A 25,816-nucleotide genomic window follows, 5' to 3' on the forward strand; every position below is an offset into this window, starting at 1 on the left:
TCGTCTCGCCCGGCGCATGTGTCCGTGTTACCTTGACTTTCTCCGGACGCCGGTGCTCTCCGCAATGCCCATCGGGGAGGATCCCGTGGAGAAGACGACCGCATGATCGCCATGGAACGGGCGAATCGAGAGCGCGCCGAGGCGCGCATCGGGACGCTTTTGAAGGGGAAGTGGCGGCTCGATGTGCTGCTCGGCGTGGGCGGCATGGCGGCCGTCTACGCGGCCACGCACCGCAACAAGAACCGCGCGGCCGTGAAGGTCCTCCACCCGGACCTCGCCGCCGAGCCCGCGATCCGCGCCCGGTTCCATCACGAGGGGTATGCCGCGAACGCCGTCGGCCACCCCGGCGTCGTCCGGATCCTCGACGACGACGAGACCGACGACGGCGTCGCCTTCCTCGTGATGGAGCTGCTCGAAGGCGAGACCTACGACCGCATCGCCCAGCGCTGCGGCGGCAAACTCCCCACGCCCGAGGTGCTCGCGCTCGCGCACGTCGTGCTCGACGTGCTCGTCTCCGCCCACGAAAAGCGCATCCTGCACCGCGATCTCAAGCCCGAGAACGTCTTCCTCACGCAGAGCGGGATCATCAAGGTCCTCGATTTCGGCCTCGCGCGCGCGCTCGAGCCCGCCGTGCAGCAAGGCCGCATCGTGACGAGCTTCGGCACGACGATGGGCACGCCGGGCTTCATGTCCCCGGAGCAGGCCCGCGGCGACTGGAACGAGGTCGACGCCACGAGCGACCTCTGGGCCGTCGGCGCGACCCTGTACACGCTGCTCTCCGGCCGCCTCGTGCACGACGCCCAGAACCTCACCGGCAGCCTGATCATGGCCGCCACGAAGCCCGCCACCTCGCTCGGGCTCGTCGCGCCCGGCCTCTCCCGCGCCGTGATCGACCTCGTCGATCGGGCCCTGCAGTTCGACAAGGCGAACCGCTTTCCGGACGCCGCCTCGATGCGCGCCGCCGTCGCCGACGCGATGCAGCCGACGACGCGCATCTCGCCCGGAAACACGCCCGACGCCCATCGCCTGCACGGCAAAGCGCTGATGGAGCCGAGGGTCGGCACGAGCTCCGAGCCGGCCACCATCGCCGTGGTCGACATGAGGCGCACGCAGCCGCCCACGTTGCCCACGCCGCCGGACACGGCGCCGTTCGCGCCTCACGCGCCTCACGTGCCTCACGCGCCCCCCGCCGCCCGCCCGCCGACGCCGGTCGCCCAGCTCCTGCCCTCGCGCGGCACGAGCGGCCCCCTCTCCCCCGCCGGGAGCCCGCCGGGCGGACACCGCGCCACGCCTGCCCAGCCGCTCGATCGGCCCGAGGTGGTCTCCCCCATCGAGATCGCGAAGGACACGTTCTGGGTCGGCAAGCGCGACCCGAAGAGCATCTTCCACGCGAACCCCTACCTTCGCATCTTCCGCCCGAAGCCGGGCTTCGAACAGGCGGGACCGTTCCACCTGCTCGTCGACCCCGGATCGAGCTCCGACTTCGCCGTCGTCTCGGCCAAGATCGGCACGCTCATCGGCGGGATGAACAAGCTCTCCGCGCTGTACATCAACCACCAGGACCCGGACGTCGGCTCGAGCGCCGCGGTGATCTCGGCCCGTTACGCGCCCGGCGCCGCGATCGTCTGCTCCGAGGCGACGTGGCGCCTCATCGTGCACTTCAACCTGCCGCCCGAGCGCTACGTCGACACGGCCCGTTTTCCCCGCGGCTTCGACGTGCCCACGGGCCACACGATGCTCCCCGTCCCGAGCCCGTTCTGCCACTTCCGCGGCGCCGTGATGCTCTACGACCCGGAGACGCGCGTGCTCTTCACCGGCGACCTCTTCGGCGGCCTCACGCCGATCGAGGCGCGCGGGCTCTGGGCCGACGAGAGCGACTGGGCCGGCATCCGCGCGTTTCACCAGACGTACATGCCGACGAACCGCGTCCTCACCCGCGCCATGGACGCGATCCGCGCCCTCGATCCGCCGGTCGAGATCATCGCCCCGCAGCACGGACGACTGCTGCGCGGCCCCTTGCTCCACCGCTACATCGAGCGCCTCGCGCGCCTTCCCGTCGGCCTCGACATCCTCGACGACGTCGCCGACGAGGAGACGATGACCGCCTGGAACAGCGTGCTCCGCCGCGTCGTCCGCACAGCGCGCATGGTGCTCGGCCCCGACGCCGACGCGCTCCTCCAGCAGCACGAGGACCTGCGCGACGTGCTCCAGGTCCACGGCGACGACGTGCGCCTCTCCTCCCTCGGCCGCTGGACCCTCGGCGCCGTCGTCGAGGCCCTCACGGTCGGACAAACCCCCACGATCGCGAACCCGATCAAGCTCGAAGCCGTCCTCGCCTGCGAGGAGCTCGAGCTGCCCTCGCCCGACATCCGCATCGAGGACGCCGAGTCGGCGGAGCCCATCGGCGGCTGAGAGAGGGTGTTCTACAGGCTGCTGCGCGGCTCGACGCGTCGGGCGGCCTCGCTCGACGTACAGTGTACGCCTCGCTCGGCCTCCCTAGCCTCGAGCCGCTCGCGACGCCTGTAGAACCCCCTCTCCGTTCAGCCTTCGCTTGGTGGACTCGCGGGGATCGAAGGCCTCGCGCTCGGGCGCGGCCCCGACACCTCGCTCGCTTCCGGGTGGAAACACGCGACGCGGTGGTGGCTGCCGGGCACGATCTCCGTGAGGTCCGGCGCCTCGACGTCGCAGCGCCCCTTCTCGGCTTTCTGGCAACGCGACTGGAAGACGCACCCGCGCGGCGGTTCGAGCGGGCCAGGCGGCTCGCCCCAGAGCACGCGCCGCGGCCGCGGATCGCCGTCCTCGCGCGGCAGCGCCCCGAAGAGCGCCCGCGTGTACGGGTGCAGTCGCCGCTCCGCCACCTCGCGCGCCGGCCCCATCTCCACGATGCGGCCGAGGTACATCACCGCGATGCGGTGGCTCATGTAGCCGACCACGCGCAGGTCGTGCGAGATGAACAGGTAGCTCACGGACAGCTCGTCCTGCAGCCGTTCGAGCAGGTTCAGGATCTGCGCTTGCACCGAGACGTCGAGCGCGCTCGTGGGTTCGTCGCAGACCACGAAGTCGGGACGCACCGCGAGGGCGCGCGCGATCGCGATGCGTTGCCGCTGTCCGCCCGAGAACTCGTTCGGGTAGCGATCGAGCGCCTCGCGGCCGAGACCCACCTTCGCGACCATCTCCTCCACGGTCTCGTCGGCCTCGCGCGTGGTCTTCGCGAGCCGGAGCGCCGCGATCCCTTCGCCGACGATCTCGCGCACCGTCATGCGCGGGTTGAGCGACGAGTACGGGTCCTGAAAGACGACCTGCATGCGCCGGCGCAGCGGCCGGATCGCGCGCTCGGAGAGGCGCGTGATGTCTTGCCCGTCGAACACGACGCGCCCGAGCGTGGGCTCGACGAGGCGCAGCACCGTGCGCCCGAGCGTGCTCTTGCCGCAGCCCGACTCGCCGACGAGCCCGAGCGTCTCGCCCGGTCGGATGTAGAAGCTCACGCCGTCGACCGCGTGCAAGAACTTCGGCGCGCGAAAGAGCCCCTGCCGCACGGGGAAGAGCACCGAGAGCTTCTCGACCTGGAGCAGCGGTTTGCCCGAGCGAGGTTTGTCCGGTCCGCCGCTCACGCCGCGCCTCCTTGGTGCAGGAAACACCGGACCGCGTCGCGCGCACCTGCCGTCGTGACGAGCGGCGGCGCCTCCTCGCGGCACCGATCCATCCCCTCGGGACAGCGCGGCGCGAACGCGCATCCACGGGACACGCCCCGTGGATCCGGCAGCGATCCTTCGATCGTCGGCAGCGCCTTCCGCTTCTCGCCGCGCGTCCGGAACGAGTTCGCGGGCGGCACGCTGCGCACGAGCGCCTTCGTGTACGGGTGCCGCGGCGAGCCGAGCACCCGCGAAGGGGGCCCCGTCTCCACGACCTTCCCCGCGTAGAGCACCACGATCTCGTGCGCGATCTCCGCGACGAACGGCAGGTCGTGGGTGATCACGAGCAAGCTCATCCCGAGCTCGCGCGCTTGATCGGCGAGCAGCGCCATGATCTGCGCGCGCAGCGCCATGTCGAGCGCGCTCGTGGGTTCGTCCGCGACGAGCAGGCGCGGCGGCGCGGCGAGCGCCATCGCGAGCAGCACCCGCTGCCGCATGCCTCCGCTGAGCTCGTGCGGGTAGCTGTCGAAGCGCTCGTCGGGCCGGGGAAACCCCACGCGGTGGAGCAGCGAGCGCGCGCGGTCCTTCGCTTCCTTGAGGGACATGCGCTCGTGAAGGCGGATCGCCTCCATGATCTGCGCGCCCACCGAGTAGACCGGCGTGAGCGCCGTCAGCGGCTCCTGAAAGACCATCCCGATCTTGCCGCCGCGCACCTGCCGCATCGCGCGCTCCGGCAGCCTGAGGAGGTCCTCGCCCTGGAACACGATCGCGCCGCGATCGATCCGCGCGCTCGGCGTGGGCAAGAGCCGCAGGATCGACAGCGCCGTCGCCGTCTTGCCGCAGCCCGACTCGCCCACGAGCCCCACGGTCTTGCCTTGCGGCACGTCGAACGAGACGCCGTCGAGCGCCTGCACGCGCGTTCCCTCGGCGGTCGCAAACGAGACGGCGAGGTCGCGGATCGAGAGCAGCGGCTCCGGGGCCGTCACCGGACGTAGACCTCGAGGCGCGGACCCCGCTTCTCCACCACGCCGAGGGAGAACGTGATCCCGCGCGGATCGTTCGGATCGGCCAGCAGCGCGAGCCCGTGCTCCTCGCCCGTACGCTTCGCCCATCGCTGCACCAGGTGCGTCACGTCGAGGCGCACCGGGCTCGGCGACGTCACGCCCACGGTGCCCGCCTTCTCGGCCACGTCGAGGCGCGGGCTCCGGCCCCACGAGACGAAATCGGCGCGCCACGGCTCGAGGATCCGCGCGATCGAGAGCGCCACTGGCTCCGTCGGCGGCTCGGCCGCGGTCGCCGTGTCCAGCACGAGGAACGCCGACGACACCTCGCCCACCTCGGCGACGGGCACCTCGAAGTGCAAGAGCAGCGACGTATCGCCCGCCGCGCTTCGCCCGAGCGAGACCACCTCCGGCAGCGCGCTACCGCCGCCGCTCGGCCCCTTCGACGAGACGACCGCGACGGCGTCCGGGAAGAGCACGAGGCGCCGCGCGTCCGTCGCGGCCACGACCGAATCTTTTTTGGGCCGACAGCGGCCGACCACGCAGACGTCGCCCTCGGCCGCGCAAGGCACGTCCGCGGCGCAGAGCGGCGGGCCGGGAGGGCTCTGCACGCAGCCGAGGAGCGAAGCGGCGAGGAGCACGGCGAAAGGCGGGCGAGCGATCCACACGGCGGCCCCGGGACCCTAGCAAAAGTGCCCGCCCACTCCCACCACGGAACGAAAAAGACGTCACCCCTCGGGCGAAGGCAGCGGCGCGGGCGGCGGGGACCAGCGGGTAATCCGGTAAATCTTGTCCCCGTCGCGAGGGCAATCGCCGCGGCCGTCGCAATTGCTCGTCGTCACGTAGATCGCCCCCTCGGGCCCCGTCACCACGTCCCGGAGCCGCCCGAGCCCCGTCGGCCCCTCGCCCTGGAAATACACCTCGTGATGCTCGACGCGCCGCGGGTCCTCCCGGTCGAACGTCACGCGGTGCAGGTGCTGCGAGCCGAGCGTCGCTACGAGCAGGCTCCCTTTCCACTCGCGAATCGCGTCCCCCTGGTAAAGCACGGCCCCGCCCGGCGGCGTCGCTTGATCGAACACGAGCGAAGGCGCCGTCACGCCGAGCGCCACCTCGCACCCATAATACGTGGGCCAGCCGAGATCGTCGCCCGCCCGCGCCCGCGTGATCTCGTCGTGCCCCTCGCGGCCCATCTCCCCGCTCGGCCCGTGATCCGCCACGATCACCTCGCCGCCCGGCGCGAATGCGAACGCCTGCACGTTGCGCACGCCGCTCAGGTACACGAGGCTCTTGCGGAAGGGATTGTCCCCGGGCACCTCCCCGTCCCGCGTCATTCGCAAAAGCTTGCCGGCGAGGCTCTTCGGATCCCGCGCGAGATCCGGGTGCTGCGCGTCCCCCGTCCCTGCATAAAGCATCTCGTCGGGCCCGAAGCGCAGCCGACCGCCATTGTGGAAACGATTCGCCGGGATCCCCGTGACGAGCACCTTGTCGCGCGTCGCGCTCGCGCTGTCGTCGGCGAGCCGATATCGCTCGATCTGATTCTCGGGCCCCTCCGGCCCGCGCACCGTCACGTAAATGTAAAAATACCGATTTTGCGCGAATTTCGGATCGACGGCCACGCCGAGCAGCCCGCCCTCGCCTTCCTGGACCACGGGCAAAACGAGAATCGGCGGCGTGAGCCCGCCTTGATGCACGAGCCGCACGCGGCCGGGTCGCTCGGTCACGAGCATGTCGCCGTTCGGCAGGAAGGCGATTCCCCACGGCACTTCGAGCCCGTCCGCGACAGTCTCCGCCTTCAGAGCGGCCCCGCCGGCCGGCCCCGCGCTTCCCCCGGGAATGAGCGTACATCGCGTGTCCTGGCGCGGCGCGCCGCTCGTCGAGCATCCGGCCCCGAGCGCGCCGAGCGCCACCCCGAGCACCACCCCGGCGAGACCGTACCGGCGTCTGAGGAGGGGTCCTTGCGGGCAGGCGCGCGCCATGGGGGCAGCGCTTGCAAGCGAGAGGCCTGCGACGACCGTTCCGCGGCGTATCAGGGTGACGGGTTCGGGGCCGCCCCGTTCCCTGTGGGGACGAGAATCGGGAGCCACCGGCCGAGCGTCAAGCCCACCATTGCGTCGTGCGGCATGGGCTCGCGCGGCTGCACGTGCTCGAGCTCCCGCAGAAACCCGGGCGCGGCGGGGTTCTCGGCCACGCCTTTCGTGAACACCGAGCGAAAATCACCAAACGGCCGCTTCGCCCACGAGAGCGTCTGCCACGAGACGATCACGTGCATGTCGGATCGGCCGCTCGCCAGCGCCTTCGCCATGTCGGGCAGCATGCACGTGTCGATCGACAGCGCCGCGTGCACCTTCGTTTTCCCGCGGATCGCGGTGGCGATGCCGCCGCGCGCATTGCATCCGCCGCCCGAGTGCGCGGCGACGAGGATGCGGCTCGGATCGATGCTGGCCGTGCCGCCGAGGGCTTTCCCTGTCTCCTCGACGAACCGATCGAGGTCGAAGGCGGGCCAGCTCGTCACGGCGTTCGTCACGGCGGAGGGGACGATCGAGCTCGGCGCGGCCACGATCACCGGCGGGATCTTCCCGGCCTCGACGAGCCCGGCCACGATGCGTCGCACGTCGCCCTCGTTTCCGCCGCCCATCCAGCGATACTTGATGCGCTCGGTGTTCAGGCCGTGGATGAAGACCAGGAGCGGGCGCTTGGCGTTCGCGTCCGCGAGCGCCGTTTGATGCACGAAGGCCCGACCGAGCCAGGCGCGCTCCGGATGCCCGACGTCCTTGCCGTCCCACGCGTAATCGAGCGTCTGGCCGTCGAGCGGCGGCGGAGGTGGCTTCTTCTTGCTCTTGGCCCACGCGGGGGCCGCGGCGAGGAGAACGACGAACGTGAGCACGATCGTCGCGATCGAGAGCGGGGCGCGGCGCTGCATGGGCGAGCCCATGATAGCGCAGGCGTGAGGGGAAATCGCGGGAAATTCTGCCGGGGGCTTACGGGCCGGCGGGATCAGAAGCCGGGATCGTGCCCGCCACTGTCGCCGTCGTCATCCCGATCCCGTCCGGGCGGCGAGTTGCCGGGCACCAGGCCCTTCAGGTATTCGAGCATGTTGTCGCGCCGGTACGGCAGGAAGCCGTTGAGCAGCGCCGGCGAGACGGCCCACGCGCACTGGCAGGTGGCGGGCTCTGCGGTGCACGCCGTATTGCAGTTGACCCCGGTGGCCAACGGCACGAGGACCGCGTCGGAGACCTGCACGAACGCGAGCGGCCGCACGCCCGGCGCGATCTCCGGCCCCGGCGCCAGGTCCGGCCAGACGAAACCGCCGCCGATCTGGTTTGCCTGGGCATTACCGCCGAAGATCGACGCCGTCGACGACGACAGCTGGTGGCAGCCGCCGCAGGCCTGGGACTGGGCCCTGCGCACGATCTGGGTCGGCGTGAGCGTGCTCTTGATCGCGTTGAGCTTGGTCTGGATCCTCTGTGCGAAGGCCCCGTTGGCATTGAAGAAGAGGGAGTAGTTCGTGTCGTTGACCACGGGCGGGCCCCCGGCCACGAGCGACGGTTGCGACGTGCTCTGCCCGCTGTTGTACTCCCGGCCCAATTTGTTCATGTTGAGCCGGTTCAGGTCGGCCCGCGCGAGCTCGGGGATCTGGCTGATGAAACCCTTCGGGTTGTTCGGATCGCGGAACGAGAGCGCCAGCGCGCTCAAGTTGGTATCGTCGAACAGACGGGCATCCGGGTTGACCAGGGTCGGGTCCATCCGGACGTCGGGCTTGCAATTCTGCTTCGGGCCATTGCCGGAGCAGCTTCGACGCAAATGGTATTCGCGCAGCTGCCACGGCTGCCCGAGCCCGCCGCCGGCCTGGTCGTTCAGGAACTGGTTGGCGCGGATCTGGCCGCTCAGGAACTCGCCCGTCTGCGGATCCCAGTCCCCCGAGAAATGCTCCCACCGAAGGGCCGCCGCGAAGCCCCCGACACCTTTGAAGAAGAAGCGATCGAGCTCCTCGGCCCGCTTCGCCGCGTCGTTCATCTCCGTGAGGCCGGCCCAGAACTGCACCAGCTTGGAGCAGCCCTTCAGCCCTTGATGCGGCTTCGGGTTCGGCAGGACCGACTCGAAAATGAGGAGGTTGCGGTTGCCGATGAGCTGATTGCCAGCCGTCTCGAGCGGAGAGCGCTGGAAGCCCTTGGCGAAGATCATGCGGTACTGGCCGCAGTTCTGCCCGTTGGACGGGGCCAGATCGAATCGATTGACGAGGGCGAGCGGCGTGTAGGGATCGCAGCCCGGGCCGCTGCAGAACGGGTTGTGCTTCGAGAGATCCGCGAGCGCGCCCTCCTGCCTCGGACAATCGATCGGGACGCCGTTCAGCACCGCTCTTCCAATGGCGTCCTTCTGGTCGTCGCAGTGCTGACCGTCGGGCACGAAGCCCCCGGCCTTCGTGTTGTTCGTATCGAAGATCCGCTGATAGAGCTTCGCGGCGTCGAGGCCGCCCGGGTTCGGCCCGCTGGTGGCCGCGAGCTGATTGAGCACTCGTTCCAGCGAGAAGATGAAGTTGCCGCGCGAGTCTTTGGCTTCCAGCGTCGGCAGATCCGTGATGATCAACGAGCGGTCGACGTTGACGACCGGTGTCTTGTCCGCTGACTTCGCGCCGACCGCCTCCGCGCCCTCTTCGAGTTGTACAGATTCCTCCGACGGGGCACAGGCGGCCACGCCGAGCAGCACGAGCATCGAGAGATACGGGGGTATCGAGCGGTGGATAGATCGTAGCCCGTCCGCCGGAGCACCGATGGTACTCATGTCAACCTCCCTGAATCGCGAGGCGCGCAGCACCCGCGAGCCAAGCCATCATTTGCGCTTTTCGCCCCGGCGACACGCCAGGGCATGCACGCAGCTTATCGGAGAGGATAGCGGGGAGAAGCTTCGCGACCACCAAAAAGTGAGACAGCTCACACGAGCGTTGCGCCCGGAGCTATGACGTCGCGTCCCGGATGATGGCAATGGTGACGTTGTCAGAAGCGCCGCGCCCGGGGCATCGCAGGCGGACGGCGTGGTCGATGGGGCGCGGCTTCCGTGACGGAGGGGCACGCAGCGCTCGCCTCGCGAGCCGTGCATGCACGAAAACGCGGGAAAGTCAGGCGAGGCGCTCGGTGGTGGCCGGCTCGGGAGCCGACTCGGGTTCGGCGTCGAGGCCTGCGCTCGGGTTCATCAGGCAATACGCGACCCCACCCAGGGTGTAGATCAGGGCGATACCGAGCAGGTACTCCGGCAGGATCCGAAGCGGCCCGCACAGGTACGCCCCGACGACGTTGCACACGGTGAACGCCTTGAAGACCTTGTTCTTGCCGAGCTTCAGCTTCGGCAAGCGGACCGTGCTCACCATGAGGCCCGCGGCGATCACGAGCACGGCGGGGCTCACGATGAGCATGCGCTCGGGCAAACCGTACTTGTCCCAGGTGAGGTACGCCGAGGCGACGATGGCGCCCATCAACGTGCCGGGCAGGCCGTAGAAGATGCCTTCACCGCCCGTCGTCACGTTGAAGCGCGCGAGGCGCACGGAGAGCGCGAGCGCGTAGAGGCCCGACGTCGCGAGGAGCGCGTGTTTCTCCCAGCCGAGCATCGGCCCGAGCGGCAGAAGCCGGAAGTACACGAGCGCCGCCGGGGCGATGCCGAAGACCACGAAGTCGGCGAAGCTGTCGAACTCGACGCCGAACTTGCTCGTGGCGTTGAGCAAGCGCGCGGCGCTGCCGTCGAGCTTGTCGAGCAGGACGCCCCAGAGGATCATCCACGCCGCGAGGCGGAAATTGCCCTCCGAGCTCATCACGACGGAGCCGAGGCCGAGGAGAAGCGAAAGCCCGGTGAACCCATTGGGTACGAAGTAACGAAGCGGCGGCACGGCGTGGGATGGTACATCCGTCCGGGGCGCCGCGTCAAAAGCCATTACACGATCCACGTCGATGCGGCGCGGTGCGCAAAATGCTTCGCAGTGGCCCTTCAGGGAAACCACGGGGGAGCTGCGGACTGGGCCCCGATCATCGAGCCGATTCCGAGCACCAGCAGCGCGAGCGAGAAGATGCCCCAGGCCGGGGATGTCTCGCCGTGGCGGATCTGTTCGACCACGGTGGCGAGGTCGGCTTCACGCACGCAGAAGTGGGGCGCCTCGCCGCGCACGAGCCGCGCGCCGCGGGCGGGCAGCCGGTACAGGGACCCATGCGGCTCGTCGCGGCGGACCTCGCCGACGGCGACGACGCGATGCCCGACCCGGACCACGCCATAATGGCGCGTGCCCTCGTCGATCGGCCCATCCGCGCCATCCGAGCGCTCGACGCGGAGCACGTCGCCGCTCGCGTCCGCGAGGACCAGCGGATAGTTGACCCATTCGTCGGCCCCCTCCTTCACGGGCTCGCGAGGCTCGATCGGGCGACCGCTCACGACCCAGGCGTCGATCGCCACGAATTCATGGGGCCGCGCCTCGCCCACGGGGACCTCTTTCGCGCGCGCGACGCGCGAGGAGCGGCGGCGGGCGAAGGTGCCTTTCACGAGGGAGATCGGGAGCAGGTACACCCCGATGAAGAGCCCGCCGAACGCGGTCGGATACCAGGACATCCCATCGGGGACGGAGAGGACCCACCGCTTGCAGGCGTACATGACGCCGAGCCCCGGCGCGAAGAGGAACACGATGAAGGCGGGTATCAGGACATTGACGAGGACGAAGGAGGCCATCTTCTCGACGACCCAGACCGACACCTCGATCGCCTCGGTCACCCGTTCTTTGAGTCTTTTCACGCCGGGAGAAACGAGTCCACGGGAACGCGATTCCCGCGCCTTCGTCGATTGCCACGTTGTCCGGGAGCGCGCCCCGCGGACGGCGGGCCCGGAAAAAATGACAATCACCGGGGCTTCGGCCGGGACGCCTCCCGCGCGGAATCGATGAACAGGATCCCGAGCAGCACGAGCAGAATGGACTCCGCGAGCACGAGCGCCCAGACGGGACCCTCCCGTTTGTCCGGAGGCACGTGCAGCATGTACGCCGCGATCGCGGTCATCCCCGAAAGCACGAACGTGAGCAGGTCGATCACGAGCTGGATCCACTTCCGCAGCTTGCGCCGCCCGTCGCGCCGGTGAAAACCTTCCCACCCGAAGAGCGCCTGCCGCGCCCTCGCGCGGAGCTTGACGCGCTTGCCGAGCTCGTCCTCCACGTACATTCGAATCGCGGTGATCTTCTGGTCGTTCACGAGGTACGTCCAGCCGAGGATGGCCGTCACCCACGGCACGACGAGGAAAGCCGCGTACATCGGGCCGCCGCCCCCGCCGAAGCCGCCGAGCGCCACGCTCGTCACGGCGCCGACCGCGCCGACGGTCACGTAAAGCAGGTTGTCACGAAAACCGATCCGCGCGCTCTGCTCGGATTTCAGCGCCCCGTACTCGCCGAGGAGGACCTCGAGCTCCTGCTCGCTCGCAACGTCCTCCTCCTTGCGCTCCGCCCCATTCATCCAAGGACCTCGCTCGGCGGCCACGGTAACGTCGGCAAAGCGCTCGGTCAACGAGGATCGGCGCGCGCGGGCCGCGCCTCCCGCATTGATTCGCCCGGCCGCCCCTGCTACGCCGGCTTCATGTCGACGCGCACCGGGCTCCCCCTCGCCGTCCTTCTCTCGATCCCCGTCGTCCTTCCGGCCTGCGGCGGCGCCGCTCCACGCGAGCCGTCCCGCGCGCCCGCGCACGCTGCGCATGCCGACGCTTCGCAGGGCGTGGCGCGCATCCGCGCCGACGCGCCGAAACTCGCGCCGCTCGTCCACTCGGATCTCGCGCGCCGCTTCCTCGCGGCCGCGCCGTCGCTCCCGGCCATCGCGCCCCGCACGCTCTACCGCGACGCCGAAAAGAAGCGCGTCGTCGACGCGGAAGGTTTGTCGCGGGTGCCGGACCGCGACGCCTTCAAGCCGCTGCCGGTCGACGAGGAGTTTTATTACAACACGCGGTATGGCTCGCCGCTCGCGTATACGCGCGCGCTCGACATCCTCGGCGAGGCCGGGGCCACGCTCCCGCCCGGATCACGATTCTTCGATTTCGGGTACGGCGGCGCGGGGCACCTCCGGATGCTCGCGAGCCTCGGCGTGCATGCGGTCGGCGTGGACGTCGATCCGCTCCTGCCGGTGCTCTACGGCGCGCCCGGTGATCAAGGCGTGATCCCGGGCCTCTCGGGCGCGGCCGGCTCGCTGCGCCTCCTCTCCGGGAGCTTTCCCGGCGATCCCGAGATCCGGGCGGCCGCGGCCGGGCCGTTCGACGTGATTGTCTCGAAAAACGTCCTCAAGAAGGGATACATCCACCCGGACAGGCCCGCGGACGAGAGCAAGCTCATCCGGCTCGGCGTGGACGACGCGGCGTTCCTCGGCGCCGTCTTCGAGCGCCTGCGCCCCGGAGGGTTTTTCCTCGTCTACAACATCTGCCCGGCCCCGACGCCCCCGGACAAACCCTTCGTGCCCTGGTCCGACGGCCGCTCCCCGTTCCCGCGCGAGGCCTTCGCGGCCGCGGGCTTCGAGGTGCGCGAATTCGATCGGGACGACACCGAGGCCATTCGGGCGATCGGCCGCGTCCTCGGCTGGGATCAAGGCGAGGACGCGATGGACCTGCAGAACGACCTGTCCGTGCTTTACACCCTCGTGGTGCGGCCACCTGGGTGATGTCGTCGACGCGACCTCGGGCCAGGCCTACCGCGGCGCGACGGCCGCGGCCTCGGCAGCCCCGAGCTCCAGCGCGAGCCCGATCATCTCGTCGAAGCTCCTCTCGCGCTCCGTGGAGGAGAGCGAGCGGCCCGTCGGCAGGTGATCCGCGACCGCCAGGAGCGCGAGCGCCCGCGCGCCCTGCTCGGCAGCAACGCCATAAAGGCCCGCCACTTCCATTTCGATCGCGAGCATGCCCATGCGCACGAGCGTCTCGTGCAGCCGCGCGACATCCGGCATGTAAAACAGGTCCGAGCTGAACACGGAGCCCGCCCGAACCGGCTGGCCCCGGCGCGCGGCGAGCTCCATCGCCCGCCGGGCGAGCTCGAAATCTGCGACCGCCGGGAAATCGTGGTCGAGAAAGCGGTGGCGATTGACGCGCGAATCCGTGCCCGCGGCGAGGGCGACGATCACGTCCTTCAGGTCGACCTCCGGCCGCAGCCCGCCGCAGCTCCCGACCCGGATGAGGACACGCACGCCGTAATGGCGAATGAGCTCCGTCGCATAAATGGAGATCGACGGGATGCCCATCCCGTGCCCCATGACCGAGACGCGCTGCCCCTGGTACTGGCCCGTGAACCCGAGCATGTTGCGCACGGCCGTCACCTCGCGCGGCTGCTCCAGGAATCGCTCGGCGATGTAACGGGCGCGGAGGGGATCCCCCGGCATCAGGACCACGTCGGCGAAATCGCCGGGCGCTGCGGAGATGTGAATGGTGGACATGGCTCGATCATTCCAGGGTGGAGTTCGTGACCTGCGGGTCCCCGTTCCCGAGCACGAAGATGCCGGGATAACCCGGGGTCTCGAAGCCGAGGCTCGGGTTCTTCGAGAGCACCGAGTCCTGGATGACGAGCGTGCCCGTGAGGTCGTTGCTGACGAAGAAGATGGCGCCGCCCCCTTCGTTCGCGTGGTTCTCCGTGATCTTCGTCCCGCAGACGGTGAGCGTGAAGGTATTGCCGTCGTTGTAAATGGCGCCGCCGCTGCCGCCGCCCGGCGTCCCGTCCTTCGCCGGGTTCGCGCCGTTGCCGATCGCGCGCTGGTGGGACATCAAGCTGTTCAGGACCGTGTACGAGACTCCGATGCTGCTCAGCGCGCCGCCGTTCGAGCAGACGTTGCCGAGCTTCTCGCTCCCGCCGAACGTGCTGTTCACGACGTACACGGGCAGCCCCTCGTATTGACTGAGCACGCGGATCGCGCCGCCCCCGACGTCCGGGCCGACCTCATCGCAGACGTTGTTGAAGAAGCGGCTGTTCACCACCTTGAAGCGCCCTCCCCGCACGAAGATCGCGCCGCCGCCGTCCGGATCCTCGCCCGTCGCATTGCCGTCGACGAACGTCAGGTTTTGCACCGTGAGCCGGGGGTGGTCCTGGTTCTGGCACATCGGCGTGGTCCAGTGTTGCGCCTCGTCGCACGTGTTCATGTAGAGAATGCGCCGCGCGCCCGCGCCGCTCAGCGTGACCTTCCCGCCGCCGTCGATCACGATCTCCGGACCGGTGTCGTTGAAGATCTTCGCCGTGCGATCGAGCGTGATGATCACCGGATCCGGGCCGCAATCGAACGTGATGATGCCGCCCTTCGCCACGGCGTCGACGAACGCGTCCGACGTGCAGCTCTCCTTCGTCCCATTGCCGACGACCTGGGTCGGATTCGACGTGTCCGCCGCCTGGGCCTCGGCCGGCACGGCGCAGGCGCCGTCCGGGTTGCCCTCGGTGGGCCCCTCGTCGGGGTTCGTTTGGGGATCGACGGGCAAAGGCGCGGGATCACCCCCGCAGCCGGAAACCGCGCCCGTGAAAAGACAAACCAGCGCCACCCCGTGAAGCATTCGTCGCCGCATCGCTCACCCTCGCTCGTCCCAGGCTACGTGCAGACGGCGCCGGGAACAAGGGGTTGACGCCGGGGTGACGGACGCGGATGCTCGCGCCGAGGGGCGTCATGAAATTTTGTCCGAACGTCGCGTGCTCGCATCGACAGCGCACCGGAACGCCGGCCGAATACGACGTGGAGCGATCGGACTGCGCCGATTGCGGCGCGGAGCTCGTGGACGGGCCCGCGTATTATGCACCGCCCTCGGGGGAGCCCGCAGCGCGCACGCTGCCGAAAGGTTTCACCTCGCGGATCTTGGTGACGGTGGTGGCGCTCGCCGTCGCGATCGCCGGGCCGAGGCTCGTGCCGCTGCCCGGCATCGATACGAGCGCCCTGCCCTCCAAAGTGTCGCTGGTCAACGTGAGCGTGTTCGCGCTCGGCCTGCTGCCCGTCATCGTCGCGGCGCAGCTCGTCGAGATCGTCGCCTGGCTCGTCCCCGCTCTGCGCCCACTCCGCCACGCGGGCCCCGAGCGCCGCGAGAAGCTCGGGCGCGCCACGGTTCTCCTCGCAATGGTGTTCGCGCTCGTCCAGGCCTGGGGCATCTCTGTGTGGCTCGGTGCATGGCAGTTCGGCGCGTCCCCGCTCGTCACGGTGGCCAGCCTGCTCGCCGGAACGAGCCTGCTCGTGCTGCTCGCGGCGTGGGTCACGCGGCGCGGCCTCGGCAATGGGTATGCCCTGCTCTTCTTCGTTCCATGGCTCGTCACCGAAGGCGAGATCCTCGAAGGGCTGCTCCGCGAACCGCTCTCGGCCGCGGAATGGGCCCCCATCTTGGCCATTCCAGCGGTGCTCGTGGTCACCACCCTCGCGTGCGCGCGCTGGCCTGCTCGGCGGGATGAACACACGCACGCGCGGGCGGCCGGCGCGGAACCTTATCGTCGGGGTGCCGGGTCGGTGGGCGCAGCTCCGACGCCGCTCAGGCTTCCGGCCTCCGGAATCGCGCCGTTGCTCATCCTCGCAACCGTGGGCTCGCTTCTCCTGACGTCGTCGAAGATTGGCCTCATCCCCTACGAAGCCGTGGTCTGGTATTTCAAGCGCGACGGCGCGTCGCTCGTCGTCCAGCTCGTCCTCACGGCCGCGCTCGTCGTGGTCTTCGGATGGGGATTCCAAACGCCGACGGCGCGCGAGGCGTTGTGGCGCCGCGTGCGGGAATTCTCGCCGAAGAGCCGCCCGCTCGACGAGGGGGATTCCGAGGTCCTCGCGTCGCTCGGCCGGAGCATCTTGCCGCTCTGTATCATCGTGGGCCTGCCCTTGTTCGTGGACGCCGGCCCGGGGGCGAGCTCCCATTTCCTACCGCTCGTGACCATGCTCGTCCTCGATTTCGTCGCCGAGGTCCGCGCCCGCATGCAAATCGAAGAAGAGCTCGTCTCGGTTTGGCCGGAGCATCGCGTCTTCGCCGCCGACATGGTCGCCGCCCTCCTTCGCAGCGAGGGAATTCCGGTCCACCTGCGCGGCATCCTCTACCGAACGATGGCGCGCTTCGCCCACCCGTTCGTCCCTATCGAGATCATGGTCCCCGCATCCCGCGCCGAGGACGCGACGCGGATCGTGCGGCACATCTTGCTCGGCGAGCTCCCGCCCGCGGAGGTTCGTAAGGACGAACCCGAGGGGCCCGCGGCGCCGAAAAAGAAGAAACGCAAGACGAAGCCGGCCGAGGACGAAGCGACGGCGTGACCGTCACTTCGGGCAGATGTCGAATTCGGCGATCGTCGTCTCCAGATGAAAATTCGAGCCCGACGTGTGCCGCTCGGCGAAGAAGAGCGCGAAGGGGAACACCTCGCCTTTCGTGATCCCGAGGGAATCGGCCTGCTCGTCGAGGAGGATCGTCCGGCTCTCGGTCGCGTGCACGCCCCCGAGGTCGATGGCGAGCCTGTCGTTGATGAAGACCCAGAGGTCGTCGTCGCCGCGGAACGTGAGGGATTCGCCGCCGACGTACCGGAATGGGATCTGCATCTCCAGCGTGAAGTGGAAATTGTGCGGGTTGCCCTCGTTGCCGAGGAGCTGCCCGTCGATCGGGAAAAAGTCGGGCGCGTTGAACTGGTACAAATTCGGCGCGCCCGGGCCCGATGCGAGCTCGATCGTGAACGACGTCGCCGCGTTGATGCCGGAGACGTCGCGGTACCATGGGTCGAAATTCGCCTGGCCGCTCGTCGTGGGCGTGGTGGGGCTCCCGGCATAGACGGGTTTGCCGTCGCTGCCGAGGTTCGTCTGGACGATCCCGAGATCGAGCCCGATCGCGGGCTCCTCGAAATCGGGGTGCGTCGCGCTGAAATCGCGGATCGTGGCGGCGAGGGGGAGCGTGGTGGAGGGCCTCGGCGCCGTGCAGCCCTCCCAGTGCCCGAAGACGCACGTCTCCAGGCCCTTGCCGCAAATGGTCTCGCATTCACGTGTTTGCCCCTCCACCTGGCAGACGGGCAGCTCGGTGCGCGCGCCGCAGCCTGCCAGGAGGGCCAGGAGGAGCCCACGAACGATCGTCGCCATGACGATCATCGTCCCCCCGGCCCAGGGGGAAATCAATCGATTTTACTGGAGGAAGCCGACCGCGCAGCCGTTCGCCACGAGCCGCGCCCAGTCGCCGGTGCCGAGCATGCCCGGGTGACCCGTGCCATTCGAGTAAACGACCTTGAAGTCGGGACGGTACGCTTGCGCGATCTCGCCGTCGACATAGGTGCCGTCGATGATCCCGGCTCCTTGCAGGATGAGGATGTCGCGGTAGGTCGAAGCATAGGCCGAGACGCCGCTGTGCAGGAACGTCGTGCCATTGCCCGAATAACTCGACGCGGCGTAGCGGTTGTCCCCGGTCGGCGAAACCACGGGCGAATACGGGGCGGTCATGATCTTGCCGGCGAGCGAGATGTTGCTCGTGTACGTCGAGAAGACGCCGAGGACGACGTTTCCGCCCGCGTCCACGAAATCGCCGAGGTTGTTGCCAAACGTCGTCGCGTTGGCATACGCCTCGTTGACCCAGGTGTGCACGCAATCGTAGGTGTTCAGCGTCGCGAGCGAGGGCGTGGACGAGCGGGGATCGACGTACGTCACCGTGCCGCCCGTGATCGCCGCGATGGCGGAGCGATACGACGCGGAGTCGCTCGTCGACGGGGCATACGCGATCTTGATGCGCGTGCAGGTGCTCGGCGTTCCCTTGCACCGGAAGTACGGCTCGACCTTGCAAAGCGCGCTGCACCCGTCGCCGCCCATGGCGTCCCCGTCGTCGCATTTCTCGCCGCCGAGGAGGATCCCATCGCCGCAGAGCGGCGCGCACACGCTCGGCGCGCCGGTGCAGCCATACCCGAGCTCCACCTGGCAGGTCGCGCTGCACCCGTCGCCCGACGTCGTGCCCGCGTCGTCGCACCCCTCGCCCGCGACGACGAGGCCGTCGCCGCAGACGGACGTGCACGTCTTGCCATTGCCGGTAAAACCCTGCTTGCAGGCGCAAGAGAAGGAGCCGGGCTGGTTCGCGCAGGCCGCGTTCGGATCACAATCGTCCGTGCCGACGGTGCACTCGTCCACGTCCGTGCACATGACGCCGTTGCCCGCGTATCCCATGTTGCACGCGCAGGTGAACGAACCCGGCGTGTTCGAACACTTCGCATTCGCGTGACAGTTGTCCGTGTCGAGCGCGCACTCGTCGAGATCCGTGCACACGATGCCGTCGCCGGCGTATCCCATGTCGCACGCGCACGTGAACGAGCCGGGCAGGTTCGTGCACGTCGCACTCGCGTGGCAGTTGTCCGTATTCAGCGCGCACTCGTCCACGTCCATGCACAGGACGCCGTCACCGACGTATCCCATGTTGCACGCGCAGGTGAACGAGCCGGGCGTGTTCATGCAGGTCGCGTTCGCGTCGCAGTTGGCCGTGCCGAGCACGCACTCGTCGACCTCCATGCACGTGACGCCGTCGCCCGCATACCCCATGTCGCAGGCGCAGGCGAACGAGCCCGGCGTGTTCGTGCAGGTCGCATTCGCGTGGCAGTTGTCCGTATTCAGCGCGCACTCGTCGAGGTCCGTGCACACGGTCGGCGTCCCCGCGCAATCCCAGCCGGATTCGAGCGCGCAGGCCGCGGAGCAGCCATCCGCGTCGACCGTATTGCCGTCGTCGCACGCCTCCGTGCCGGCGATCAGCCCGTCGCCGCAGCCCGTCGCGCACGTGCTCGGCTCCCCGGAGCAACTCCATCCTGCTTCGATGGAGCATTGGGCCGAGCAGCCGTCCGCGTCCGCCGTATTGCCGTCGTCACACGCCTCCGCGCCGACGATCAGCCCGTCGCCGCAGCTCGACACGCATTTGCTCGGCTCGCCGGAGCAGCTCCATCCTTCTTCGGTGGAACATTGGGCCGAACAGCCATCCGCATCGGCCGTATTGTCGTCGTCACACCCCTCGTCGCCCTCGACCACGCCGTCGCCGCAAACGACGCTGCTACCGCCCGCGCCGCCTTGGCCGCCCTCCCCGCCCTGGCCGCCGCCTTGACCGCCCTGGCCCGCGTCGCCGCCCTGGCCACCCTGGCCGCCTCGGCCGCCCGTCCCCGTCGTGGTCGCCGTCCCTGGATCGTCGCCGCAGCCCGCGGCTGCGCCCGATAGGACCCCGAGGAGCAAGATTCCGCCGATCGCCCGAATCCCACCACGCATGCTCCGACCTCCTCACGGGCTGCTCATCGTGCAGCGCGCAAACGTCGGGCATAAACCTGGACAGCCTCACTTGTCCAGACATTTTCGTGTGGGATCACGGGCGATTGGGGCCCCGCCGATCCGTCAAGCTCTTGGCCGTTGCACGAGCCGCGTCGAGAGGAAAATCAAATACAGACCCGCGAGGCCCACGAGCACGTACACGATACGCGTGAGCGCCGAATCCACGCCGAAAAGGGCGGCCACGAGGTTCCACTGGAAGAGCCCCACGAGCGCCCAGTTGAAGGCGCCGACGATCACGAGGACCATCGCCACCCACGCGAGCCCCGACATCCCATCCGTGCGCGTATCTACCATGCGAGACCCGGGATGCATGGGACGGACCAGCGATCCGCCCAGGCGAGCCGAGCCATCTCAGGATAGAAAATCGAGCAGCGCCCCGTAGGTCTCGAGCGGGGCCTCGAGCGGCACGAGGTGCCCCACGCCGCGAAGCGCGCGGAGCTTCGCGCCCGGGATGCGCCGCGCGATGAGCTCGCCATTCTCGAACGGAATGAGCGGATCGGCGTCGCCGTGCAGGACGAGCGTCCGGGCGCGGACATCGCCGAGGCGATCCCCGATGGAAAACCTGCTGATCGCCTGGATCTGCCGCATGAGCCCCTCCTCCTCGGGCGCGCCTTCGAGCGCGAACGCGACGGCCATGTCGAGGAGCTCGCGGTTCTTCTCGACAAACGATGGCCCCGTGATGGCGCGATAAAAGGCGCCGAGGCGCGCCTCGGATGCCGCACGATCACCGCCGCGGGCGAGCGCGGCGAGCTCGGAGAGGACCGCGCCTTCGGGTTTGCGCGCGAGGTCCCCGCCCGGCCAGGTCGCGATGAGCATGAGGCGCGAGAGCCGCTCGGGGAAACGCACGGCGAGCTCCTGCGCGATCATGCCGCCCATCGAAATGCCGACGAGCCGCGCCTCGGCGATCCCGAGGTGATCGAGCAGGCCCACGGCGTCGCCGGCCATGTCCGCGATGTCGTAGCTCCCGCCGGGGAAACGCGAGGATCGGCCGACGTCGCGGTTGTCGAACTGGATCGCGCGGTAGCCGCGCCCGGCGAGGGCCCGCGAAATGGGCGTCCAGTTGTCCCCGCGCGAGCCGAGGCCCATCACGAGCAGCACGGCCGGACCGCTCTCGCCGAAGATGTCGTAATGGAGGTCGACGTCGCCGATCCGCGCCATGCCCATGGTGATCCGTGGAGGTAGCCGCTTCCGCCCGCGACGTCGAGGCTTCCCAGCCGGGCCCATCTTCCACTACCCTGCCGGCACGGCCCCTCCGGGCCCTCGGGAGAGCATCGATGCTCGATATTTCGCAGCTGATCAAGGCCTCACTCGCCACGCTGATCTTCGTCACGATCGGGCTCGTCGTCTTCGCCGTGGCGTTCGTCATCATCACGAAGGTGACGCCGTTCTCGATCCGCAAGGAGATCGAGGAGGACCAGAACACCGCACTGGCGATCGTGATCGGCTCGGTGATCCTCGGCCTGTCCTGGATCATCGCCGCCGCCATCCACGGTTAGCGAGCGTCACCGAGGGAGGTCCCCGAGCGCCTCGTGAACGGGCCCTGGATCTGGGGCGCGCGCGTCGACGTGGCCGTCTTCGGAGGGTCCGCGGCGCTCGCGCTCGTGCTCGCCGCGCTCGCGCCCGCGCTGAGCGACGAGGGCGCGCTGCCGCTCTGGGGGTGGATCACGTTCGTGCTCGCGGTCGACGTCGCGCACGTCCACACGACGTTCTTCCGGACGTACTTCGATCGCGAGGAGCTCCGGAAACGCCGCGCGCTCTACGTCGCCACGCCGCTCGCGTGCTGGGCCGCGGGCGCGTGGCTCCACGCCACGTCCGAGCGGCTCTTCTGGCGCGTGCTCGCGTACGTGGCCGTGCTGCACTTCGTGCGGCAACAAGCGGGCTGGGTGGCGATCTACCGCGCGCGGGCCGGCGAACGCTCGCGGCACGGGCGACTCCTCGACGACGCCACGATCTACGCGTCGACCTGCTTCCCGCTGCTCTACTGGCACGCGCACCTGCCCCGCGCGTTCCGGTGGTTCGTCGAGGACGACTTCGTGACCGCGCCATGGCTCGGGGCGCTCGTCGTGCCCGCGGGGATCGTCTGGGCCGCGCTGCTCGTCGCGTACGCCGCGCGCGCCGTCTTCGTCGCGCGGCGAGGCGGGCCGCGGAACCCGGGCAAACACCTCGTGGTGGCGACGACGGCGATCACGTGGTTCTCCGGGATCGTCGCGACGAACTCGGACTTCCAGTTCACCGTGACGAACGTGCTCGTGCACGGGATCCCGTACATGGCGCTGCTCTGGGCGTACATGCGCGAGAGGGCGCGGGAGGCGCCCGCGGGGCTCGTCGCGCGGATCGTGGCGGGCGGCGTGCTCGCGTTCGCGGCGGCGGCGCTCGCGCTCGCGTTCGCCGAGGAGGCGCTCTGGGATCGGCTGGTCTGGCATGACAGACCCTCGCTCTTCGGCGGGATGCGCGAGGCGCCGCTGCTCGGCCCCTCGGCGCGCGCCCTCGTCGTGCCTCTGCTCGCGCTGCCGCAGGCCACGCATTACGTGCTCGACGCGGTGCTCTGGCGTCGCAAGGACACGGGCCCGGCGCAGGCGCGGGCGCTCGGGTTCCGGGGCGCGCCGGATCCTGCCGCTTGACCGGGCCACGCCGCGCGGCGAACGTTCGATCGATGCTTGCTCGGTCCCGCGGCGCGAGGCTCGTCCTGCCCCTGGTCGTCGTCGCCCTCGCAGGCTGCATCCCGAACGCGCCGGTCCTCCGCGTCGAGCCCACGCGCGAGCCCACCGCGCAGGCGCCCAAGGCCCCCGCGCCGCTCGCGAACGGCCGCCTGCCGGACACGGCGCGGCCGCTCCGGTACGCGCTCTCGTTGTGGGTGAACCCGAAGGAGCCGCGCTTCACGGGCGAGGTCACGATCGACGTGGAGATCCCGCGTCCGACGTCACACGTGGTGCTGCACGCGGCCGACCTCGAGCTCCGGCGGGTGCAGGTGATCGTGAGCGGCGAGCGGCGCGCGGCGCGGATCTCGACGCGGCCGAGCGCGGGGCAGAAGAGCTCGGACGAGCTCGTGCTCGCGCTCGATGCGCCGCTCCCCGCGGGGCGCGCGTCGATCGAGATCACCTACGTCGCGCCCTTCGGCGAGGGCACGGCGGGCCTGTTCCGCGTCGAGGACGCGGGCGCGTCGTACGCCTTCACGCAGTTCGAGCCCGTGGACGCGCGGCGGGTTTTTCCGTGCTTCGACGAGCCCGGCTTCAAGGTGCCGTTCGACGTGAAGGTGACGGTGCCGAAGGGCCAGCTCGCGCTGTCGAACGCGCCGGAGACCGGCCGGAAGGCCTCGCCGGACGCCGCGCACGAGACGTTCACGTTCGCCACGACCGAGCCGCTCCCGACGTACCTCGTCGCGCTCGCGGTGGGGCCGTTCGAGATCCGCGAGGCGAAGACGACCGTTGGTGGTCAAAAAGAACCCGTGCGCCTGCGCCTCGTGACGACGCGCGGCAAGTCGAAGCTCGGCGAGCTCGTGCTCGACACGGCGGCGCGCGAGCTCGCGGTGCTCGCGGGCTTCTTCGGCCGGGAGTATCCGTACCGCAAGCTCGATCTCGTGGCGGTGCCGGATCTCATGGCCGCGGCGATGGAGCACCCGGGGCTCCTCACGTTCCGCGAGGATCTCGCACTGCTCGACCCGGACGCGGCCTCGGCGGTGGGCTTGCAGGAGATGACGTCGATCGTGGCGCACGAGCTCGCGCACCAGTGGTTCGGCAACCTCGTCGGGCCGCCGTGGTGGGACGATCTCTGGCTCAACGAGGGGCTCGCGACGTGGATGACGGCGAAGGTCGTCGACACGATCACGAAGGACACGAGCGCCGCCGCGTTCGCCGTGCGCGACAAACACCTCGCGATGAAGCTCGACGAGCTGCCCTCGTCGCGGGCCGTGCGCGCGCCCGTGGTGAGCGCGGCCGATGCCGAGGAGATCTTCGACGCGATCACCTACGAGAAGGGCGCGAGCCTCATGCGCATGCTCGAAGGGTGGCTCGGGCAGGACGTGATGCAGAAGGGCCTCGCCGCGCACACGTCCGCGCACGCGCACGGCACGGCCTCGACGGACGTCCTGCTCGCCGCGCTCGCCGAAGCGTCGGGCAAGGACGTCGCGGCCGTGGCGCGCCCGTTCCTCGAACGCACGGGCGTGCCCTTCGTGCGCGCCGAGCTCGCCTGCGAAGCGGACAAACCGCCCCGCGTCGCGCTCGCGCTCACCCCGCCGGCCTCGCGTGCAGGAGCGAACGGCGAGGACGCGCGGGCGTTCGTCGTGCCCGCGTGCGTCGCGTACGAGGGCGGGACGGCGCCCGTGTGCGGGCTGCTCTCCGATCGCTTGACGCTGGAGCTGCCGCGGCGCGGCTGCCCTGCGTGGATCCATCCGAACGCGGACGAGCGCGGCTACTACCGGTTCACGTTGCCGCGCGCCTCTTGGGACGCGCTCGCGAAGGTCGCGAAGAAGCTCTCGCCGACCGAGCGCGTGGGCCTCGTGGCGAACGCGCTCGGGCTCGTGCGGAGCGGGGAGCTCGGGGCGGACGCGCTGCTCGAGCTGCTCGCCTCGCTGCGCGGAGAGCGGCACCCCGCGGTGCTCGCCGAGATGACGGAGAGCCTGCGGTGGATCCGCGTGGTGCTGCCGGACTCGGGGTCGCGCGAGGCGCTCGGTCGGTTCGTCGGGACGCTCTTTCTGCCGCTCGGCAAGGAGCTCGGGTGGGCGACGCGCAAGCAGGACGATGAAGCCACGCGGCTCGCGCGCGTGGCCGTGCTCGAAGCGCTCGGCGTGCTCGCGGAGGACCCGTGGACGCTGCGGCAGGCGGCCTCGCGCGCGACGGCGTACCTCGACGATCCGCGCGCGATCGACGCGGACACGACGGGGGTCGCGCTGCTCGTGGCCGCGCGGAGCGGGGGCGACGAGCGGCTGCAAGCGCTGCGGGACGCGGTGCGGCTGGCGGCGACGCCGGAGGAGCGGGTCATCGCGGCGCGGGCGATCGGGCGGATCGGCGATCCGGCGGAGCTCGGCCGGGGCCTCGACATCGCGCGGGCCGGCGAGCTTAGGGCGCACGAGTTCGCCCGTGCATTTCACGAGTCGGCGCGGGCGCCGGAGACGTTATCCACGTCGCTCGGGTGGATCCGCGCGCGGGGCCCCGAGCTCGCGCCGCGGTTCGGCGGCAGCCTCCTGCTCGAGCTCTCGAGCGCCGTGGGCGAGGCGTGTGACCCGGTGACGCGGGACGACGCGCTCAAGGTCTTCAAGGCGATCTTCGAGACGGCTTCCGTGAATCCGCGGAAGCTCGCGGCGCTCGAAGAGCAGGCGAATCAATGCATTTCCGTGCGGGAACGGGAGACGCCGCGGCTGCGGAAGAAGCTCGGGCTCGGGCCGCGCTGATCGATGCCGCGCGAACGAACGCCGACCCAGTAGGCCCAGGCGATGAACACGATCTGGAACGGGAGCCGCGCCCAGAGCGCCCATTGCGGCAGGGGCTCGTCGCCGACCTGGATCCCGTGGATCGCCATGTTGATGTTCGCGGGAAACACCGCGACGTAAAGCGCAATGAGGCCGATGCCCGCCGCGCGCCGGAGCCGCGGGACGAGCAGGCCCACGCCCCCCGCGATCTCCGCCACGCCGCTCACGTACACGAGCGCGAGCGGCGCGGGCAGGGCCGCGGGGACGATGCGCACGAAGGGTTCGGGGGACGTGAAATGCAGGATGCCCACGCCGATCATGGCCAGGGCGAGCAGGACGCGGAGAGCGACCTTCAAGCGACTCTCGGGCGGCGCGGGCGTGATGGGTTCGGTGGGGCGATCGGCGGGGGCCATTCGCCCTGTTTTCGAGCGCCCGGCGGGCGCCGTCAAGCGTCCGCGCGAATCTCGCCGGCGCAAATCTCAATATCCCCGCGAAGGGGAAGGGTCCCGGGGCTGTGCCCTCGCCGGTTTGAAGCATTCA

Annotated in this window: 22 protein-coding genes; 6 read left to right on the forward strand and 16 right to left on the reverse strand. The window is 69.8% G+C overall.

What is annotated here, in order from left to right:
* Positions 1 to 102: 102 nt before the first annotated feature.
* Positions 103 to 2,412, forward strand: a complete 2,310-nt coding sequence (locus tag QHF85_RS10670; protein ID WP_281327013.1) for a protein kinase — start codon at positions 103 to 105, stop codon at positions 2,410 to 2,412.
* A gap of 128 nt (positions 2,413 to 2,540) precedes the next feature.
* Here QHF85_RS10670 and QHF85_RS10675 read toward each other — a convergent pair whose 3' ends face one another.
* The 9 genes from QHF85_RS10675 to QHF85_RS10715 all read right to left on the reverse strand — a co-directional run bounded on the left by QHF85_RS10675 (position 2,541) and on the right by QHF85_RS10715 (position 12,105).
* Positions 2,541 to 3,611 (reverse strand): oligopeptide/dipeptide ABC transporter ATP-binding protein, encoded by a 1,071-nt coding sequence (locus QHF85_RS10675; protein ID WP_281327014.1) that lies wholly within the window; start codon positions 3,609 to 3,611, stop codon positions 2,541 to 2,543.
* Complete coding sequence (locus tag QHF85_RS10680; RefSeq protein ID WP_281327015.1) at positions 3,608 to 4,618, reverse strand: ABC transporter ATP-binding protein; 1,011 nt, start codon at positions 4,616 to 4,618, stop codon at positions 3,608 to 3,610. The genes QHF85_RS10675 and QHF85_RS10680 overlap by 4 nt, the downstream gene beginning before the upstream one ends.
* A complete protein-coding gene (locus tag QHF85_RS10685) occupies positions 4,615 to 5,301 on the reverse strand; it encodes a DNRLRE domain-containing protein (RefSeq protein ID WP_281327016.1) in 687 nt (228 codons plus the stop codon). The genes QHF85_RS10680 and QHF85_RS10685 overlap by 4 nt, the downstream gene beginning before the upstream one ends.
* A gap of 60 nt (positions 5,302 to 5,361) precedes the next feature.
* Positions 5,362 to 6,552, reverse strand: coding sequence for a PQQ-dependent sugar dehydrogenase (locus QHF85_RS10690; protein WP_281327017.1), 1,191 nt, complete (start codon positions 6,550 to 6,552; stop codon positions 5,362 to 5,364).
* A 107-nt stretch (positions 6,553 to 6,659) separates the two neighbouring features.
* Complete coding sequence (locus tag QHF85_RS10695) at positions 6,660 to 7,553, reverse strand: hypothetical protein (RefSeq protein ID WP_281327018.1); 894 nt, start codon at positions 7,551 to 7,553, stop codon at positions 6,660 to 6,662.
* Between the two features lie 74 nt (positions 7,554 to 7,627).
* Complete coding sequence (locus QHF85_RS10700; RefSeq protein ID WP_281327019.1) at positions 7,628 to 9,412, reverse strand: hypothetical protein; 1,785 nt, start codon at positions 9,410 to 9,412, stop codon at positions 7,628 to 7,630.
* A gap of 334 nt (positions 9,413 to 9,746) precedes the next feature.
* The gene (locus tag QHF85_RS10705; protein WP_281327020.1) at positions 9,747 to 10,508 is read right to left on the reverse strand and encodes a CDP-alcohol phosphatidyltransferase family protein; all 762 of its coding nucleotides are present in this window, start codon (positions 10,506 to 10,508) and stop codon (positions 9,747 to 9,749) included.
* Positions 10,509 to 10,606: 98 nt separating this feature from the next.
* Complete coding sequence (locus tag QHF85_RS10710) at positions 10,607 to 11,398, reverse strand: hypothetical protein (protein ID WP_281327021.1); 792 nt, start codon at positions 11,396 to 11,398, stop codon at positions 10,607 to 10,609.
* 104 nt (positions 11,399 to 11,502) lie between these two features.
* A complete protein-coding gene (locus tag QHF85_RS10715; RefSeq protein ID WP_281327022.1) occupies positions 11,503 to 12,105 on the reverse strand; it encodes a hypothetical protein in 603 nt (200 codons plus the stop codon).
* Between the two features lie 120 nt (positions 12,106 to 12,225).
* Here QHF85_RS10715 and QHF85_RS10720 point away from each other — a divergent pair, with 120 nt between their 5' ends.
* The gene (locus tag QHF85_RS10720; RefSeq protein ID WP_281327023.1) at positions 12,226 to 13,290 is read left to right on the forward strand and encodes a hypothetical protein; all 1,065 of its coding nucleotides are present in this window, start codon (positions 12,226 to 12,228) and stop codon (positions 13,288 to 13,290) included.
* Positions 13,291 to 13,317: 27 nt separating this feature from the next.
* Here QHF85_RS10720 and deoD read toward each other — a convergent pair whose 3' ends face one another.
* Together deoD and QHF85_RS10730 are read right to left on the reverse strand one after the other, a co-directional pair.
* Positions 13,318 to 14,052, reverse strand: a complete 735-nt coding sequence (deoD, locus tag QHF85_RS10725; protein WP_281327024.1) for a purine-nucleoside phosphorylase — start codon at positions 14,050 to 14,052, stop codon at positions 13,318 to 13,320.
* Positions 14,053 to 14,059: 7 nt separating this feature from the next.
* Complete coding sequence (locus QHF85_RS10730) at positions 14,060 to 15,163, reverse strand: hypothetical protein (protein ID WP_281327025.1); 1,104 nt, start codon at positions 15,161 to 15,163, stop codon at positions 14,060 to 14,062.
* Between the two features lie 98 nt (positions 15,164 to 15,261).
* On the opposite strand from QHF85_RS10730, the gene QHF85_RS10735 reads away from it, so the two are divergent.
* Positions 15,262 to 16,863: a DUF2007 domain-containing protein gene (locus QHF85_RS10735; RefSeq protein WP_281327026.1), complete on the forward strand. Its 1,602-nt coding sequence runs from the start codon at positions 15,262 to 15,264 to the stop codon at positions 16,861 to 16,863.
* A 3-nt stretch (positions 16,864 to 16,866) separates the two neighbouring features.
* Here QHF85_RS10735 and QHF85_RS10740 read toward each other — a convergent pair whose 3' ends face one another.
* The 4 genes from QHF85_RS10740 to QHF85_RS10755 all read right to left on the reverse strand — a co-directional run bounded on the left by QHF85_RS10740 (position 16,867) and on the right by QHF85_RS10755 (position 21,036).
* Positions 16,867 to 17,670, reverse strand: coding sequence for a fibro-slime domain-containing protein (locus tag QHF85_RS10740; RefSeq protein WP_281327027.1), 804 nt, complete (start codon positions 17,668 to 17,670; stop codon positions 16,867 to 16,869).
* A 42-nt stretch (positions 17,671 to 17,712) separates the two neighbouring features.
* Positions 17,713 to 19,812 carry an EGF domain-containing protein gene (locus tag QHF85_RS10745; protein ID WP_281327028.1) on the reverse strand — a complete coding sequence of 700 codons (2,100 nt, stop codon included), beginning with the start codon at positions 19,810 to 19,812 and terminating at the stop codon, positions 17,713 to 17,715.
* A gap of 123 nt (positions 19,813 to 19,935) precedes the next feature.
* On the reverse strand, positions 19,936 to 20,166 hold the full coding sequence (locus tag QHF85_RS10750; RefSeq protein WP_281327029.1) for a DUF378 domain-containing protein: 231 nt from the start codon (positions 20,164 to 20,166) through the stop codon (positions 19,936 to 19,938).
* A gap of 57 nt (positions 20,167 to 20,223) precedes the next feature.
* Entirely contained in the window at positions 20,224 to 21,036 is an 813-nt protein-coding gene (locus QHF85_RS10755; RefSeq protein ID WP_281327030.1) for an alpha/beta fold hydrolase, read from the reverse strand.
* A 110-nt stretch (positions 21,037 to 21,146) separates the two neighbouring features.
* Here QHF85_RS10755 and QHF85_RS10760 point away from each other — a divergent pair, with 110 nt between their 5' ends.
* From QHF85_RS10760 to QHF85_RS10770, 3 genes are read left to right on the forward strand one after another with little or no spacing between them, the layout of a single operon-like run.
* Positions 21,147 to 21,368 carry a DUF350 domain-containing protein gene (locus QHF85_RS10760; protein WP_281327031.1) on the forward strand — a complete coding sequence of 74 codons (222 nt, stop codon included), beginning with the start codon at positions 21,147 to 21,149 and terminating at the stop codon, positions 21,366 to 21,368.
* Between the two features lie 33 nt (positions 21,369 to 21,401).
* The gene (locus QHF85_RS10765; protein ID WP_281327032.1) at positions 21,402 to 22,493 is read left to right on the forward strand and encodes a hypothetical protein; all 1,092 of its coding nucleotides are present in this window, start codon (positions 21,402 to 21,404) and stop codon (positions 22,491 to 22,493) included.
* A 32-nt stretch (positions 22,494 to 22,525) separates the two neighbouring features.
* Positions 22,526 to 25,258 (forward strand): M1 family metallopeptidase, encoded by a 2,733-nt coding sequence (locus QHF85_RS10770; RefSeq protein WP_281327033.1) that lies wholly within the window; start codon positions 22,526 to 22,528, stop codon positions 25,256 to 25,258.
* On the opposite strand, the gene QHF85_RS10775 is transcribed toward QHF85_RS10770, so the two are convergent.
* The gene (locus QHF85_RS10775; protein WP_281327034.1) at positions 25,189 to 25,689 is read right to left on the reverse strand and encodes a DoxX family protein; all 501 of its coding nucleotides are present in this window, start codon (positions 25,687 to 25,689) and stop codon (positions 25,189 to 25,191) included. The two genes, QHF85_RS10770 and QHF85_RS10775, sit on opposite strands and share 70 nt — an antisense overlap.
* Positions 25,690 to 25,816 lie beyond the last annotated feature (127 nt).

This window comes from Polyangium sp. 6x1, from assembly GCF_029946515.1.
GTDB lineage: Bacteria > Myxococcota_A > Polyangia > Polyangiales > Polyangiaceae > Polyangium.